Annotated in this window: 10 protein-coding genes; all 10 read left to right on the forward strand. The window is 73.9% G+C overall.

Annotated features, from left to right (window positions below; all coding sequences use genetic code 11):
• The first annotated feature begins 146 nt into the window (after nucleotides 1–146).
• The 10 genes from BXA05_RS19960 (at nucleotide 147) to BXA05_RS05050 (ending at nucleotide 16,560) form a co-directional block, all read left to right on the forward strand.
• Nucleotides 147–3,743: a family 20 glycosylhydrolase gene (locus BXA05_RS19960; protein WP_076404192.1), complete on the forward strand. Its 3,597-nt coding sequence runs from the start codon at nucleotides 147–149 to the stop codon at nucleotides 3,741–3,743.
• 292 nt (nucleotides 3,744–4,035) lie between these two features.
• The gene (locus BXA05_RS05010) at nucleotides 4,036–5,319 is read left to right on the forward strand and encodes an extracellular solute-binding protein (protein ID WP_076404193.1); all 1,284 of its coding nucleotides are present in this window, start codon (nucleotides 4,036–4,038) and stop codon (nucleotides 5,317–5,319) included.
• A gap of 100 nt (nucleotides 5,320–5,419) precedes the next feature.
• Nucleotides 5,420–6,409, forward strand: coding sequence for a carbohydrate ABC transporter permease (locus BXA05_RS05015; RefSeq protein WP_076404194.1), 990 nt, complete (start codon nucleotides 5,420–5,422; stop codon nucleotides 6,407–6,409).
• Entirely contained in the window at nucleotides 6,406–7,338 is a 933-nt protein-coding gene (locus BXA05_RS05020) for a carbohydrate ABC transporter permease (RefSeq protein ID WP_170963136.1), read from the forward strand. The genes BXA05_RS05015 and BXA05_RS05020 overlap by 4 nt, the downstream gene beginning before the upstream one ends.
• Nucleotides 7,335–8,183 carry a DeoR/GlpR family DNA-binding transcription regulator gene (locus BXA05_RS05025; RefSeq protein WP_083711497.1) on the forward strand — a complete coding sequence of 283 codons (849 nt, stop codon included), beginning with the start codon at nucleotides 7,335–7,337 and terminating at the stop codon, nucleotides 8,181–8,183. Before BXA05_RS05020 ends, BXA05_RS05025 begins: the two co-directional genes overlap by 4 nt.
• A gap of 63 nt (nucleotides 8,184–8,246) precedes the next feature.
• Nucleotides 8,247–9,143, forward strand: a complete 897-nt coding sequence (locus BXA05_RS05030) for an SIS domain-containing protein (protein ID WP_076404195.1) — start codon at nucleotides 8,247–8,249, stop codon at nucleotides 9,141–9,143.
• A complete protein-coding gene (locus BXA05_RS05035) occupies nucleotides 9,140–10,213 on the forward strand; it encodes an ROK family protein (protein WP_241005655.1) in 1,074 nt (357 codons plus the stop codon). The genes BXA05_RS05030 and BXA05_RS05035 overlap by 4 nt, the downstream gene beginning before the upstream one ends.
• Nucleotides 10,210–11,232: a 1-phosphofructokinase family hexose kinase gene (locus BXA05_RS05040; RefSeq protein ID WP_076404196.1), complete on the forward strand. Its 1,023-nt coding sequence runs from the start codon at nucleotides 10,210–10,212 to the stop codon at nucleotides 11,230–11,232. The genes BXA05_RS05035 and BXA05_RS05040 overlap by 4 nt, the downstream gene beginning before the upstream one ends.
• Nucleotides 11,233–12,069, forward strand: coding sequence for a class II fructose-bisphosphate aldolase (locus BXA05_RS05045; protein ID WP_076404197.1), 837 nt, complete (start codon nucleotides 11,233–11,235; stop codon nucleotides 12,067–12,069). It begins immediately after the preceding gene.
• A 336-nt stretch (nucleotides 12,070–12,405) separates the two neighbouring features.
• A complete protein-coding gene (locus BXA05_RS05050; protein ID WP_076404198.1) occupies nucleotides 12,406–16,560 on the forward strand; it encodes an NPCBM/NEW2 domain-containing protein in 4,155 nt (1,384 codons plus the stop codon).
• The last annotated feature ends 81 nt before the right edge of the window (nucleotides 16,561–16,641 follow it).

Consider the following 16,641-nt stretch of genomic DNA (forward strand, 5'->3'; position numbering starts at 1 on the left):
GACGAGGCGCTGCCGGACATCGGAGGGGGAGCGACGGCGCTGCAACCACGACCCGCGCGACGAGCCGCGCACCGGGACGCCGCACGGCGTGCCGGGCCCCCGAGGCAGCGGGACCACGACCGCACCATGACGAGGAGAGCGACGCCGTGCCACCTTCACCAGCGAGTCCTTCACCAGCGAACCGAGGCCGGGCCCGACGCCGGCTCGTCGCCCTCGCCGGGGCGGCGCTCGCGCTCGCCACGGCCACCCCGGCGACGGGGTCCGTCGCCCCGCCCGACGACGCGGCCGCCGCGACGGCTGTCGCGCCGGGGTCGAACGTCGCGCTCGCCTCGGCGGGCGGCGTCGTCACGGCGTCCGGGAGCGAGGGCGGCGGCACCTACGGCTGGACGCCGGACAAGGCGATCGACGGGATCACGAGCGGACCGGTCGGGCAGCACACGTCCCGGTGGTCCTCGGACGCCTCCGACGCGGCCTGGCTCATGGTCGAGCTCGCCGAGCCCACCGTGATCGACCACGTGAACATCTACTGGGAGACGGCGTGCGCGGCGAGGTACGTGCTCCAGGTCTCGCACGACGGGACCTCGTGGACGGACGCGACCCCGACGGTGTCGCCCGCGTGCGGCGCTCTCGACCGGCAGACCGTCGGGGCGCAGGCCGACCCGGCGGCCGCCTACCGGTTCGTGCGGATGCAGACGATCGAGCGGACCCCGGTCGGGAACCAGAAGTACGGGGTGTCGCTCTGGGAGCTCGAGGTCTGGGACGGCACGGAGCCCACCCCGCGGCGCGAGCCCGCCCTCGTCCCGCGGCCCGCGCTCGTGGAGCAGGGCGACACGGCGTCGGCGTTCCGGATCACCCCGGAGACCGCGGTGGTCGCGCACGGTGCCGGGCGCGGCACGGCGGACCTCGTGGCGGAGCTCCTGCGTCCCGCCACCGGCTACGCCCTGCCCGTCGTGGACGGCGGCGACGACCGGGGTGCGATCGCGGTCACGGTCGACCCGGAGGCGGGCTACACCGTCGAGGGCGGACCCGCGGCGGACGAGTCGTACGTGCTCGACGTCGACGAGGGCGGCGTCCGGATCGTCGCCACCACCTCGCACGGCGCGTTCAACGCCGTGCAGACGCTGCGCCAGCTCCTCCCGGCATGGGTCGAGTCCGACGTCCCGGTCGCCGCCGACTGGGCCGTCCCCGCGATCCACGTCGAGGACGCCCCGCGCTTCGCCTACCGCGGCGTGATGCTCGACCCGGCTCGGTCGTTCCAGACCGTCGAGGCGATCAAGCGCCAGATCGACGTCCTGTCGCAGCTCAAGCTCAGCGTCCTGCACCTGCACCTCGCCGACGACCAGGGCTGGCGCATCGAGATCACCAACGAGGGTCGCGTCGAGGGCGACACGATCGACTACACGCGGCTCGTCGACGTCTCCGGCCGCACCGCGATGGACAGCCGCGGCTACCGCGACGAGGTCGGGCGCACCGGCTACTACACGCAGGACGAGTACCGCGACATCGTCGCGTACGCCGCCGAGCGCTTCGTCACCGTCGTCCCCGAGGTCGACGTCCCGGGCCACACGAACGCCGCCCTGCACGCGATCCCCGAGCTCAACACGAGCCGTTCGCTCCCGGCGCCCGACCCGGCGACCGGGGTCGTGCCGTGGAACGGCACGGGCAACGTGGGCTACTCCGCGCTCGACGAGCGGAACGAGGCGTCGTACACGTTCGTGCGGCACGTGTTCCGCCAGCTCGCCGAGATGACCGGCGGGCCGTACGTGCACATGGGCGGCGACGAGACCCACGCCATGGGCCACGACCGCTTCGTGGACTTCGTGACGCGCGCCGTCCCGGACATCCAGGAGGTCACGGGCCGCGGCGTCATCGGCTGGAACGAGTACGCCGCTGCGGGCGCCGGGCAGCCGGACGACTTCTGGGAGGGCTCGATCGCCCAGTACTGGGTGGGCTCCGCGGACCCGTTGCGCGACTTCGTGGCCAAGGGCGGCAAGGCGATCGTCTCGAACGCCACGGGCGCCTACCTCGACCAGAAGTACACCTCGGACACCCCGATCGGGCTGAGCTGGGCGTGCGGCGGCACGTGCGACGCGGACCGCTACTACGACTGGGAGCCCACGACCACGGTGCCGGGCGGCATCGACGAGGAGTCCGTGCTGGGCGTCGAGGCTCCGCTGTGGTCGGAGACCGTCCGTGGCGGGGACCAGCTCGAGTTCCTGCTCCTGCCGCGCGCCGCGTCCGTCCTCGAGACCGGGTGGACCGCCCGCGAGGACAAGGACGTCGCCTCGTTCATGCAGCGTCTCGGCGACCTCGGTCCGCGCCTGACGGTGCAGGGGCACGGCTTCTACGAGTCGCCCCGCACCACGTGGGCGGCGACCAGCGTCTCGGCCGACGTCGACGCGCGCTCGGGCGCGACGGCGGCATGGCCGGTCGGCTACGTCGCCGCTCCGGGCACCAAGCTCGCCGCGGACGGCGCGCGGATCGCGCCCGACGTGACGGCGGCCGACGGCGACCCCGCCACGCGCAGCGTGCTCACCGAGCCCCTCACGGCCGAGCTCGTCTGCCCGGCGCGGACGCTGCCCGTGACGTTCACGACCGACGCGCCGCGCGACGCGCTGCACCCGGCGGGCGTGTACACCGCGACGGTCGCGGCGGCGTTCGACGTGGACGCCGAGTGCGAGCTCGTCACGTCCCGCGGCGACGGGGGCAGGGTGCGCGTCGACGTCGACCCGGGGCACCCGCTGCCGCCGGGCCCGACGGCGGAGCCCGGCGACCCGACCGTGTCGCTCGGCTCCGGCGCGAGCGTCGAGGCCGGCGCCTGGGAGTCGCTCGCGCTCACCGGGTTCGCCCCCGGCCACGTCGAGCTCCTCGTGGACGGCGCGGTGAAGTTCACCGTGCGCGCCCTCGCCGACGGCACCTTCACCGGGCACGTGCCCGTCCCCGCGGCGACGTTCGCGGGCGACCGGGTGTTCACGGCGCGGCAGGGCGAGCGCGAGGTCTCGACCACGCGCGTCGTCGACTCGGACCAGCGGCCGCTGGCGAACCCGATCGACCGGTCGACGCTGCGGGTCCACGACGTCTCGAGCGAGGAGACCGCGGCCGAGCAGGCTCCGGCGACGAACGCGATCGACGGGGACCCGGACACGTTCTGGCACACGAGGTGGTCCGGGGCGGCGCAGCCGTACCCGCACCACGTCACGCTCGACCTCGGGGCCGCGTACGACGTGACGGGCCTGCAGTACACGACCCGGCAGGACGCGGCGAACGGCCGGATGGCGGCGTACGAGGTCTACGTCTCGGCGGACGGCGTCGAGTGGGGCGACCCGGTCGCGAGCGGGTCCTTCACCGCGACGCTCGCGCCGCAGACCGTCGACCTCACGGGGACGGGCCGGTACCTGCGGCTCGTGGGCCTCAGCTCGGTCTCGGGGAACGCGTTCGGCGGAGCGGCCGAGATCGCCGTGGGCGGCGTGCCCGTCCGGGACGTCCCCGTCACCGCGACGGCGGTGTCCCGGTGCCTCGCCGGGACCGCGTACGTCGCGGTCCGCGCGGACAACGACGGCGACGCGCCCGTCGACATGACGATCGAGACCGCCCACGGCACGCGCGAGGTCGCGGCCGTCGCGCCCGGCCGTGCGGCGTCCGGGTCCTTCAGCACGCGCTCCTCGTCCGTCGTGGCGGGCGAGGCGGCGGTCGTCGTGGCCGGCACGCGGGTGGTGGTGCCGTACGGCGCGCTGAGCTGCTGACGACGGGCGGCCGACACCGCCGCCGACGACGCCCCGGCGACCCGTGGAGAACGGCGGGCCCGGGGCGTCGTCATGCCCGCGGCGAGGCAGTTGCTCGAAGGTGACGGTTCGATGACGGAGTCTGATCGACTCTGGACGCAATCTCCCGTAACGTGCTTCTATGTGATCGTAACGAGCGGGAAATGATCGTGATCTATCAATGGTGATGACAGATCCGGTCGCTCCTGCCGGCCGTGTGCCTCACGCGGACCGGACCGATCGACCTCATGGCAACGAAGCGGAGGACAAGGACATGAAGGACCCGAACACGCGGCGCACGACCTCGACGGCGAGCCGGCCCCTGCGTCTGGTGGCACTCACGGCGCTGGCGGGGCTGGCGCTCTCGGCGTGCGGCTTCGGCGGCCAGGGGGGCGGCGGCGAGAGCGAGGGCGACGGCACGACGATCGACCTGCTCGTCCCCACGTACTCGGACCAGACGAAGTCGCTCTGGGAGGACGTCATCGCGGGCTTCGAGGACGAGAACCCCGACATCACGGTCAACCTCGAGGTCCAGTCCTGGGACAACATCAACGACGTGGTCCGCACCAAGGTCCAGTCCGACCAGGCGCCGGACATCCTCAACATCGACGCGTTCGCCGGCTTCGTGGAGGACGACCTGCTGTACTCCGCGGACGAGGTGCTCTCGCCCGACACGATCGCCGACTTCCAGGAGTCGTTCGTCGAGAACGCGTCGATGGACGGCACGCAGTACGGCCTCCCGCTCATCGCGTCCGCGCGCACCATGTTCTACAACAAGGACCTGTTCACGCAGGCCGGCCTCGACCCCGAGGCGCCGCCGAAGACGTGGGACGAGCTCAAGGACGCCGCGACGAAGATCTCCGCGCTCGGCGGCGGCACGTACGGCTACGGGCTCCCGCTCGGCTCGGAGGAGGCCCAGGCGGAGACGGCGATCTGGTTCTTCGGCAACGGCGGTGGCTACGGCGACGCGTCCGAGATCACGGTCGACACCCCCGAGAACGTCGAGGCCGCGCAGTTCTTCCAGAGCCTCGCCGTCGACGGCCTCACCCAGCCCGACGCCGGGGCGACCGACCGCACGCCGCTCATCGACGTCTTCATCCAGGGCAAGATCGGCATGATCGTCGGTCTCCCGCCGACGATCGGGCAGATCGAGGAGAAGAACCCGGAGCTGAGCTACGGCACGGCACCGGTCGCGACGAAGGACGGCTCGCCCGTCACGCTGGGCGTCGCGGACCACCTCATGGCCTTCACGAACGAGGGCGACAAGCAGGACGCGATCACGGCGTTCCTCGACTACTTCTACTCGCCCGAGGTCTACGTGCCGTGGGTCGACGCCGAGGGCTTCATCCCGGTGACGAAGTCGGGCGGCGAGGAGCTCGCCACCAAGGAGTCGATCGCGCCGTTCCTCGACCTGCTGCCCGACGCGCAGTTCTACCCGTCGACCAACCCGCAGTGGTCGGCGACGCAGGGCGCGGTCCAGTCCCTCGTCGGCCAGGTCGCGCAGGGCAAGGACGCCCAGGCGGTCCTGACGGAGATCCAGGCGAAGGCCGACCAGTGACGACGCGCTGACCGCCGCCGGGCGGCGGGACACCCTCCCGCCGCTCGGCCGCCGTCGGCTCCCGTCCGCGACCTCTCCCCGGCACCCGGAGGACACCCCGATGACCACCGACACGACCGGCACCCCGGCGGGTGCCGCGACGGCGAGCCCCGCGCCGCCGTCGGACCAGCACGCCGCGCCGCCCGGTGCGGCCGACCGCTCGCGCCGCACCTGGCGCGGCACGCTCTCCGCCCTCCCGTGGATCGGCCCGAGCCTCGCCCTCATCGCCCTGATCGTGCTCTTCCCGGCGGGCGTGATGATCGTCAACTCGACACGCGACATCGCCTCGTCCGGCGTGGACCGGGGGAGCGCGGGGCTCGAGAACTACGCCGACGTCCTCGCGATCGAAGCCCTCCCGCGCGTCCTGCTCAACACCGTGGTGTGGGTCGTGGTGGTCGTCGGGCTGACCGTGGTCATCTCGCTCGCGCTCGCGAACCTCCTCGACAAGCAGTTCCCCGGTCGCCAGCTCGTGCGCCTCGCCGTCATCGTCCCCTGGGCGGCGAGCGTCGTCATGACCACGACGGTCGTGTACTACGGGCTCCAGCCCAACTACGGGATCTTCAACCAGCTCCTCGCGGACGTCGGGATCCTCGAGGTCGCCGACTACGGGTTCACGAAGAACGCGACGTCGGCGTTCCTCGTGGCGATCGTCGTCGCGGTGTTCGTGTCCCTGCCGTTCACGACGTACACGATCCTCGCCGGGCTCCAGGCCGTCCCGCACGAGGTCGTCGAGGCGGCCCGCATGGACGGCGCCTCCCGCGCCCGCGCCTACTTCTCGGTGATCCTGCCGCAGCTCAAGCCCGCGCTGTCCGTGGCGGCGCTCATCAACATCATCAACGTCTTCAACTCCCTCCCGATCCTGCGGATCATGACCGGGTCCATCCCCGGCTACGACGCCGACACCACGACGACGCTCATCTTCAAGCTCATCCAGTCCGACCGCCGGGTCGACCTCGCGTCCGCCCTGTCGGTCGTGAACTTCGCGATCGTCGTGCTCGTCATCGTCGCCTACCTGCGGATCGTCAAGCCGATGAAGGGAGTGGACGAGTGAGCGCCACGACCCAGCGGGGGCCGGCGGCGTCCGCCGCGCCCGCCGCCACCCGGACGCCCGGACCCCGGCGGAAGCCGTCGCGATACCGCACGGGCGGGCCCGGTGCCCACGGGTCGGTCGTCGGGCGCACGGTGGCCGGCTTCCTCGTCGCCGCCGTCTTCCTCGTCCCGTACCTCGTCATGCTGCTCGGCTCGCTGAAGAGCCGGCCCGAGATCCTGCGGATCCCGCCGACCTACCTCCCGGACGAGTGGCACCTCGAGAACTACGTGACCATGTGGTCGACGCCGGAGACGCCGCTCCCGCAGAACCTCGTGTCCACGGTCGTCATCTCCGTGGCGGCGACGCTGCTCGTGCTGGTGGTCGCCGTCCCCGCGGCCTACTACACGGCGCGGTTCCGCTTCCCGGGGCGGCTCGCGTTCCTGTTCCTCGTGCTCGTCACCCAGATGCTCCAGCCGGCGGTGCTCGTCGCGGGCCTGTTCCGGCAGTTCCTCGCGTTCGGGATCGTCGACACCTGGCTCGCGATGATCCTCGTCAACGCCGCGTTCAACCTGGCCTTCGCCGTGTGGATCATGCACAGCTTCTTCGCGAGCGTCCCCCGGGAGGTGGACGAGGCCGCCCAGATCGACGGCGCCGGTCGCTGGACCGTGCTGTTCCGCATCAACCTCCCGCTCGTGTGGCCCGGGATCGTCACCGCGGTCATCTTCACGTTCGTCGCCGCGTGGAACGAGTTCGCGGCCTCCCTCGTCATCCTGTCGACGGCCGGCAACCAGCCGCTGTCGGTCGCGCTGACGAAGTTCATCGGCCAGTACGACTCCGCGTGGCAGTACGTGTTCGGGGTCTCCATCGTGGCGATCGTCCCGGTCGTCGTCCTCTTTGCGATCATCGAGAAGCGCCTCGTCGGAGGCCTGACCGCAGGGAGTATCAAATGACCACGACCCACGACGACCTCGCCGACAACGTCGGGCTCGCCGGCCTCAGCAAGTCCGTCCGGTGGGAGCGCATGCTCGCGCTCCTCGCCGACCGGCGCCGCCTGTCGGTGACGGAGGTCGCCGACGAGTTCGGCATCTCCGAGTCGACCGTCCGGCGAGACTTCGACCAGATGGCCGCGCGCCAGCTCGCGCACCGCACCCACGGCGGAGTCGTCGCGGCGTCGGTCGCGTACGGGCTCCCGCGCCGGTACAGCAAGCAGGTCGAGGACAAGCAGCGAGTCGCCGCCGCGGCGGCCGCGCTCGTGCTCGAACGGTTCACCGCGCCCGTCGTCGGGCTCAACGGCGGCACGACGACGACGCTCGTCGCGAAGGCGCTCGGCGAGCAGACCGAGGAGACGTCGGAGGACGCGCTCCAGCAGAGCGGGCACGCGCTCACGGTCGTGACGAGCGCGCTGAACATCGCGACCGAGCTCGTGCTCCGCCCGCAGGTCCGCACCGTGTGCCTCGGCGGCACGGCACGCGCGCAGTCCTACGAGCTGACCGGGCCCGCCGCGATCCAGATGGCCCGCACGCTCTGGCTCGACGTCCTCGTCCTCGGGATGCTCGGGATCGACGCGACCGCCGGCCTCACGTGCGGCGACCCCGACGAGGCGGGCGTCACGACGGCGCTCGTCGAGCGGTCGCGCTCGGTCGTCGCGGTCGGCACGTCCGACAAGGTCGGCACCCGGTCCTTCGCCCAGATCTGCGAGCTCTCGCAGGTCACCACCCTCGTCACCGACAGCGGCGCGACCGCCGACGCCCTCGACCCCCTCCGCGAGGCGGGCGTCGAGGTCGTCGTCGTGTAGCGGCGTCGGCACGCGTGGCCGGCACCCGCCGGCCGCGGCATCGCAGAAAGGTACGTACGCACCATGAGAACGACCCACGTGAGCGCAGAGATCGCGAGCCAGCCGGAGGTGTGGCGCCGGGCGGCCGAGCTCGCGGCCTCCAGCACCGACGTCCTCCCGCAGGCAGGTGAGCGCGTCGCGGTCGTGGGTTGCGGGACCTCGTGGTTCGTGGCGCAGGCGTACGCGGCCCGCCGTGAGGCGCTCGGCCTCGGCGAGACGGACGCGTTCGCGGGCAGCGAGTATCCGGTGGACCGCCGCTACGACCGCGTCGTGGCGATCACCCGCTCCGGCACGACGACGGAGATCCTCCAGCTCCTCGAGGCGGTCCGCGGTGAGCAGCGCACCCTCGCGATCGTCGGTGACCCGGGCTCCCCGGGGGCGAGCGCCGCGGACGACGCGGTCGTCATGGAGTTCGCCGACGAGCGCTCCGTCGTGCAGACCCGGTTCGCGACCGCCGCGCTGAGCCTGCTCCGCGCGTCCCTCGGGGACGACGTCGAGAAGCTCGCGCTCGCGGCCGAGGAGGCCGTGACGTGGGAGGTGCCGACCGAGCACCTGGAGCGCTCGCAGTTCACGTTCCTCGGCCGCGGCTTCTCCGTGGGCCTCGCGAACGAGGCAGCGCTGAAGATGCGCGAGGCGTCCCTGGCGTGGGCCGAGTCGTACCCGGCCATGGACTACCGCCACGGACCGATCAGCATCTCCGACCCGACGAGCGTCGTGTACCTCCTCGGCGAGGAGGTCCCGGGGCTCGTCGACGACGTCGAGCGCACCGGCGCCCTCGCCGTCCGGTTCGACGAGGACCCGCAGGTCACGCTCGTGCGCCTCCAGCGGCTCGCCGTGGCCAACGCCGAGCGCAAGGGCCTCGACCCGGACGCCCCGCGCAACCTCACGCGCTCGATCATCCTCGACGCCCCGGCGCCGTGAGCGAGCGGACCACCCTGCCCGTCCCGCCCGCCGACGCGACCGTCGGCGGGCGGGACGGCGAGACGGACGGCCCGGTCGTCGTCGCGCTGGACGTCGGCGGCACCGACATCAAGGCGGCGCTCCTCGACGCGGGCGGGGTGCTCCTCGAGCGCGTGACGCCGACGCGCGCCGCCGAGGGCCCGAGGACGTCGTTCGCGGCCGTGCTCGCGGCCGTCGCGGACGTGCGCGACCAGGTCCCGGCGGGGCGCCGGGTCGCCGCGGTCGGGCTCGCGGTGCCGGGGACGGTCGACGAGGAGACCGGCGTCGTGCGGAGCGCCGAGAACCTCGACTGGGTCGACCTGCCCGTGCGGGCGCTCGTGGAGGACGCGACCGGGCTGCCGGTCGGGTTCGGCCACGACGTGCGGGCGGGCGGTCTCGCGGAGTGGCGCCTGGGAGCCGCCCGCGGGGCGCACGACCACGCCTTCCTCGCGGTCGGGACCGGGATCGCCGCCGCCGTGGTGCTGCGCGGGGAGCCGTACGTCGCGCACGGCTGGGCCGGCGAGGTCGGCCACGGCGGCGCACGCGAGGGCGAGCCGTGCCCGTGCGGCGGCCGGGGCTGCGCGGAGACGTTCGCCTCCGCGGCGGGCATGGCCCGCACGTACCGCCGCCGCACGGGGGCGCCGGCCACCGCGGTGCCCGGCGCGCGCGAGGTCCTCGCGCGCGCCCAGGCCGGGGACGCGGTCGCGCGCGACGTCTGGGAGCGCGGCGTCGACCGGCTGGGCGAGCTCGTCGCGGAGATGACCCGGCTGCTCGCGTTGCCCACGGTCGTCGTGGGCGGCGGGCTGGTCCGCGCGGGCGACGCGCTGCTGCGCCCGCTCGACGCCGCCGTGCGCTCGTACCTGACGATCCACCCCGCGCCGCGCCTGGTGCCGGCCCAGCTCGGCTCCGCGGCGGGCGTCCACGGCGCCGCGCTGCTCGGCTGGGACGCCGCGCGGGCGGCGGGCGTCGACGCCCCGCGGCAGCACGCGGTGCCGGTCCCGACGGGCACCGGGCCGCGCGGGCTCGTCACGGCGGACGGGGTCGTGCCGTGACGGCGGGCCCGCGGACCGGTCTCGTCCCGGTCCGCGTCGTCGCCCTCACGCCGAACCCCGCCTGGGACGTCACCTACGGGGTCGACCGGCTCCTGCCCGGGGCGTCGCTGCGCGTGCGGAGCGTCGTCGCGCGCGCGGGCGGCAAGGGCGTCAACGTCGCGCGCGTCGCTCGCACGCTCGGCGCGCCCAGCGTCGCGGTGTGCCCGCTCGGCGGGCCCCTCGCCGGTCCGTTCGCCGCGGACCTCGACGCGGACGGCCAGCCGTCCGCCGTCGTGCCCGTCGCCGGCGCCGTGCGTCAGTCCGTCGCCGTCGTCCCGGCCGAGGCAGGGGGCGAGGACGGCGGGCACCCGACGGTCCTCAACGAGCCGGGCGCCGCGCTCGACGACGCCGAGTGGGCCGCGCTCGTCACCGCGTGCGTCGCGCAGGTCCGCGCGCCCGACGTCGCCCCCGGGTCGCCCGACCGCGGGCAGGGCGCCGTGGTGGCCACCGTGTCGGGCTCGCTGCCGCCGGGCACCACGCGCGAGCGCGTCGGCAGGCTCGTGGCCGCGCTGCGCGAGGCCGGCGCACGCGTCCACGTCGACGTGTCCGGCCCCGGCCTGCTCTGGGCCGCCGACGCCGGCGCCGACCTGCTCAAGCCGAACCGTTCGGAGCTCGTCGAGGGCACCGGGGTCGACGACCCGTCGCTCGCGGTCGCGGAGCTCCTGCGCCGGGGCGCGGGAGCGGTCGTCGTGACCGACGGCGAGCGCGGGCTCACCGCGTACGAGCCCGGGCCTGACGCCGGGGCTCCCGTCGTCGTCGGCCGTGCTCGCCTGGGGACGCCCGTCGCGGGCAACCCGACGGGGGCCGGCGACGCGGCGATGGCCGCGCTCGCCGTCGACCCCGACCAGCCCTGGGCGCGCCGGCTCGCGCTCGCCGCCGCGACCTCCGCGGCGGCCGTCCTCCAGCCTGTCGCGGGCGCCGTCGACCGCGCCGACGTCGACCGCCTGCTCGCCCACGTCCTCACCGAACCGGAGTCCTGAATGCCCCTCGTCACCACCGACCGTCTGCTCGATCCGGCGCGCGCCGCCCACCGCGGCGTCGGCGCCTTCAACGTCATCCAGATCGAGCACGCCGAGGCGTTCGTCGCGGCCGCCACGCGCGTCGGCTGCGGCGTCGTGCTCCAGATCAGCCAGAACGCCGCCCGCTGGCACGGCGCGCTGGAGCCGCTCGCGGCCGCGACCCTCGCGGTCGCACGCGCGGCCGAGGTGCCGGTGGCCGTGCACCTCGACCACGCGGAGGACCGCGACCTCGTCACCGAGGCCCTCGACCTCGGCTTCACCTCCGTCATGTACGACGGCTCCGCGCTCGACTACGACGACAACGTCGCCGCGACCGCCGCGGTCGTCGCCCAGGCGCGCGCCGTCGGGGCGTTCGTCGAGGCCGAGCTCGGGAAGGTGGGCGGCAAGGACGGCGTGCACGCCCCGGGGGTGCGCACCGACCCCGCCGAGGCCGTCGCGTTCGTCGAGGCCACGGAGGTGGACGCCCTCGCCGTCGCCGTCGGGTCGTCGCACGCGATGACGGACCGCACCGCGTCGCTCGACCTGGCCCGTGTCGCCGAGCTGCGCGCCGCCGTCCCCGTGCCCCTCGTGCTGCACGGCTCCTCCGGCGTGCCCGACGCCGAGCTCACGCGCGCCGTCGAGGCCGGGATGACGAAGATCAACGTCTCCACGCACCTCAACAGCACCCTCACCACGGCGCTGCGCACGTTCCTCGACGAGAACCCTGCCGTCGTGGACCCGCGCAAGTACCTCGGGGCCGGCCGCGACGCGATGCGCGACGAGGTGGTCCGGCTCCTGGGGGTCCTCCGCGCCGCCTGACCCGGGGCCGGCGACCGCCGCCACCGGGCTCGCGTCCCGCCCCACCCTTCCTGCCCTTCCGACCGAGCGGGCGGTCCGGTGCGTCGCGCTCTGGCGGCCGCACCCGGACCGCCCGCTCGGCGCGCCCGGACGCCCGCCGGTCGGCCCCGACGGCGGACGGGTCCGCAGCACGGACGACTTCGTCCAGCCCTCTTGTGCTCGCGCCGCGAGTGGGTGATGCTTGCTGCGTGATTCAACGATGAATCGCGCAGAATCATGCAGAGTCTGCCGGATCACCGACCACCGTTCGCCCGTGCGCCGCACCTCTGCGACGGGCGACCCGGGCAAGGGAGCTCCATGAAGCCAGCACGTCAGCGACACGCCGCGAGCCGCGCTCGCGGGACGCACGCACGAGCCACGGCGGCCGGGCTGGCCGCCGCCGCGCTCCTCCTCACCGGTCTGCTCGCGCCCCCCGCGGGTGCCGCGCCCGCGGAGAGCACGCGGACCGACCCGGCATCCGGCCCCGCTGCGACGGCCGCCGCCGACGGTCCGACGCCCGTCACGCCGAAGCCCGTCACGCCGGAGGTCCCGGTCGCGGCGGACGGCACGCCGATCGGGGGGATCACCGCCGTCGAGCAGGACGGGAACGTCGTCACGCTGCGCGCCGCGGACGGCGTGGCGCGCGTGACGTTCCTCGACGACGCGACGCTGCGGGTCGAGGCGGACCCGAGCGGGTCGTTCACCGACCCGGCCAACACGCCGCAGGGGGACCCCGCCCGCACCGCGAACATCGTCGTCGGGGCGGACGAGTTCCCCGGCGCGACGCCGGTCGTCGAGGACGGCGACACGATCGCGCTCACGACCGACGCCGTGACGCTCACGGTCGACCGCGCGACGAGCCGCATGACGCTCACGCGGGCGGACGGCTCGGTCGTGTGGGAGGAGTCGGCGCCGATCACCTTCGGAGCGAACAGCGCGACCCAGCACCTGACCCCGCGCGAGGGCGAGCAGTTCCTCGGCGGCGGCATGCAGAACGGCCGCTCGATCCACACGGGCGCGACGATCAACGTCGCGCGCTCGTACGACTGGGACGACGACGGCTACCCCAACGCCGTGCCGTACTACATGACGAGCGCGGGCTACGGCGTGCTGCGCAACACGTTCGCGCGCGGCACGTACGCGTTCACGCAGGACGCGACGACGACGCACGAGGAGCGGCGCTTCGACGCCTACTACTTCGTCGGGGACTACAAGCAGTCGCTCGACGGCTACACGCAGCTCACCGGTCGGCCGCACATGCCGCCGGTCTACGCGCTCGAGTACGGCGACGCCGACTGCTACAACCGGTCGTCCGAGAGCTACAAGTCGCGCAACCCCGGCTCGTGGAACGTCCCGGGCAAGCTGCGCACGCCGGACGCGCTCGAGGTCGCGCGCGACTTCGTCGAGCACGACATGCCGGGCGGCTGGATGCTCGTCAACGACGGCTACGGCTGCGAGTACGTCGAGCTCCCCGAGACGGTCGCCCAGATCGAGGCCGAGACCGGGATCAAGACCGGCCTGTGGACCGAGCGCTCGCTGACCAACCAGGCCTTCGAGGTCGGCGAGGCGGGCATCCGCCTGCGCAAGCTCGACGTCGCGTGGGTCGGGTCGGGCTACCGGCTCGCCCTCACCGGTTGCGAGGCCGCTCACGACGGCATCGAGGCGAACTCGGACGCGCGGGGCACGGCCCTCATGGTCGAGGGCTGGGCCGGCTCGCAGCGCTGCGGCATGCAGTGGACGGGCGACCACGCGGGCAACCTCGACGCGGTCCGCTGGCAGGTCCCCGCGCTCCTCAGCTCGGGGAACTCGGGCCAGGCCTTCACGACGGGCGACGTCGACGGCATCTTCGGCGGCTCGACCGAGTCCTACGTCCGCGACCTGCAGTGGAAGGCGTTCGCGCCCGCGCTGTACTCGATGAGCGGCTGGGCGTCGGTCGACAAGCGTCCGTGGCTCTACGGCGAGGAGGCCACGGAGATCAACCGGAAGTACCTCCGGCTGCGTCAGCGGCTCATGCCGTACGTCTACACCCTCGCCGCCGAGTCGCACGCGTCGGGCACGCCGATGATGCGCTCGCTCGCGCTCGAGCACCCCGACGACCCGTACGCGTACGGCGCCGAGGCGAACGCCGAGTTCCTCCTCGGTGAGGACTTCCTCGTCGCACCGGTCTTCACCGACTCGGACGTGCGCGACGGGATCTACCTGCCCGAGGGGCAGTGGCTCGACTACTGGACCGGTGCCCTGTACGACGGCGGCCGCGTGGTCGACGGGTACGCCGCCCCGCTCGACACCCTCCCGCTGTTCGTGCGGGCCGGGGCCGTCGTCCCGCAGGGTGCGGAGGCCCGCAACGCGTCCCTCGTCCCCGAGGACTCGCCGATCACGCTCGACGTCTACCCGCAGGGCGCGAGCTCCTTCGAGCTCTACGAGGACGACGAGGTCACGCGCGCGTACGCCGACGGCGCGTCCTCTCGCCAGGTCTTCTCCGTCGCCGCGCCCGAGCAGGACGGCGGCGACGTCGCCGTGACGATCGGGGAGCGCGCGGGCGACTACGCCGGCAAGGCCGACGCACGCCCGTACGCCCTCGACGTCCACACGGGCTCGGCGCCCGACGCGGTGGGTGTCGACGGCACGCCGCTCGACGAGGTCGCGGACGCCGCCGCGTTCGAGGCGGCCGAGACCGGCTGGTTCTATGACGCCGAGGACCGGGGCGGGGTCGTCCGGGTGAAGATCGCCGCCGTCGGGTCCGACGCGACGGCGACGATCACGCTCACCGGGACGAGCGCCGTCGGTGGCGAGGACTCGGACGCGCAGCGCGCGCACGTGTCCGTCGCGGCGGGTGACCAGGTGTTCCAGGGCGAGGAGACGACGGCACGCGTTACGTTCCACAACACGGGCACGCGGGCGAAGGACGACGTCGAGATCACGCCCACGGTCCCCGAGGGCTGGACGGTCGTGCACGGCGAGGGCACGACGGCCGCGTCCGTCGAGCCGGGCGGCTCGCTCACGGCGACGTTCGTCGTGTCTCCGGGTGCGGGGTCGGCCGCGGGCGGGCAGAGCGTCGGCGGCACGGCGACGTACCGCGACGCGTCCGGCGGCGAGCGCTCGGTCACGGGCACGAGCCAGGTCGACGTCGCGTACGGCAGCTTCGCGGCGGCTCTCAACCACGTCTCGATCACGTCGGTCGCGACCAAGGACGCCGGTAACTTCGACGGCGGCGGCGCGTCGTTCTCCGAGGACGCGCTCGCGGCTGCCGGGGCGACGTGGGGCGAGCCCGTCACGGTCCGCCGCGGCGAGGACACCTTCGAGATGCGGTGGCCGGACGCCGCGCCCGGCGTGCCGAACTCGCTCGCGCCGAGCGGGCAGACCGTCGCGATCGGCGGGAGCGGCACCCACCTCGCGTTCCTCGGGTCGGCGGCGAGCGCCGCAGGCGTCGACCAGCGCGTCGTGATCACGTACGCCGACGGCACGACGTCGGAGCAGTCGGTGTACTTCCCGAACTGGATCATCCAGCCCTCGGGCCCGCTCAAGGACTCCGTCGTCGCCGTCGGGAGCAAGGGCCGCAACAACAAGGCCAACCCCGACGGGTACGAGTACCCGAACGGGACGTACTCGGTCTACGCGAACGCGGTGCCGCTCAACCCCACCAAGGAGCTGCGTTCGGTGACGTTCCCCGCCGGGACCACGGCGAAGCTCTTCGACGTGCGCCCCGTGGACCTCGCCCTGCCCGAGGCGCCGTCGGGCGACGTGTGGGCGTCCGACCTCGAGTGGACGGCGGCGACGAACGGGTGGGGCGTCATCGGGATCGACGTCGCGAACAAGGACTCCGCGTCCTCGCCCGACGTGCCCCTCGTCATCAACACCACGCCCGCGCTGAAGAAGACGTACGCGAAGGGCCTGGGCGTCCACGCTGCGTCGAAGGTCACCTACTACCTCGGCGGCCGGTGCACCCGGTTCACCGCGGACACGGGCCTCGAGGACGGTTTCACCGGGTCGGTGGTCTTCAAGGTCGACGTGGACGACGTGAACCGCTACCAGGGCTCGACCTTCCAGGCCGGCTTCCCCACGGAGCACATCGACCTCGACGTCACGGGCGCGCAGTACGTCGACCTGGTCGTCGAGGCGCCCGGGTCGATCAACGGCGCGCACGGCGTGTGGGGCGACGCCCGGTTCGCGTGCGCCGACGACGCCCCGCAGGTCGCGTTCTCGGCCGAGGCGCAGCCGCGCTCCCTGGCCGGGAAGGTCTACCTCGCCGTCCGCGTCATGAACGACGAGGACGTCCCGGTCGACGTCACGGTGACGACGCCGTACGGCGAGCGGACGTTCGCCGACGTGGCACCCGGCCGGAGCGCGTACCAGTCGTTCGCGACCCGTCGGGCCGCGATCGAGGCGGGCGAGGTGACCGTCGCGGCGACGATGACGGTCGACGGCGAGGACGTCACGTCGTCCCGGACCGTCGCCTACGACGCGGCCGGGTAGCCGGCCGCGCTCCCCGGACGCCGACGCGGGGCGGGTCGTCGCCGACGGCCCGCCCCGCCGGCGTGCGCCGACCGCCCGGCG

It is taken from the genome of Cellulosimicrobium funkei (genome assembly GCF_900155925.1).
GTDB classification, from domain to species: Bacteria; Actinomycetota; Actinomycetes; order Actinomycetales; family Cellulomonadaceae; genus Cellulosimicrobium; species Cellulosimicrobium funkei.

What these genes read in the sequence shown, in the direction of transcription:
- BXA05_RS05030 (WP_076404195.1), top strand. Translation starts at nt 8,247, where the DNA reads ATGAGAACGACCCACGTGAGCGCAGAGATCGCGAGCCAGCCGGAGGTG.
- BXA05_RS05025 (WP_083711497.1), top strand. Translation starts at nt 7,335, where the DNA reads ATGACCACGACCCACGACGACCTCGCCGACAACGTCGGGCTCGCCGGC.
- BXA05_RS05050 (WP_076404198.1), top strand. Translation starts at nt 12,406, where the DNA reads ATGAAGCCAGCACGTCAGCGACACGCCGCGAGCCGCGCTCGCGGGACG.
- BXA05_RS05010 (WP_076404193.1), top strand. Translation starts at nt 4,036, where the DNA reads ATGAAGGACCCGAACACGCGGCGCACGACCTCGACGGCGAGCCGGCCC.
- BXA05_RS05015 (WP_076404194.1), top strand. Translation starts at nt 5,420, where the DNA reads ATGACCACCGACACGACCGGCACCCCGGCGGGTGCCGCGACGGCGAGC.
- BXA05_RS05045 (WP_076404197.1), top strand. Translation starts at nt 11,233, where the DNA reads ATGCCCCTCGTCACCACCGACCGTCTGCTCGATCCGGCGCGCGCCGCC.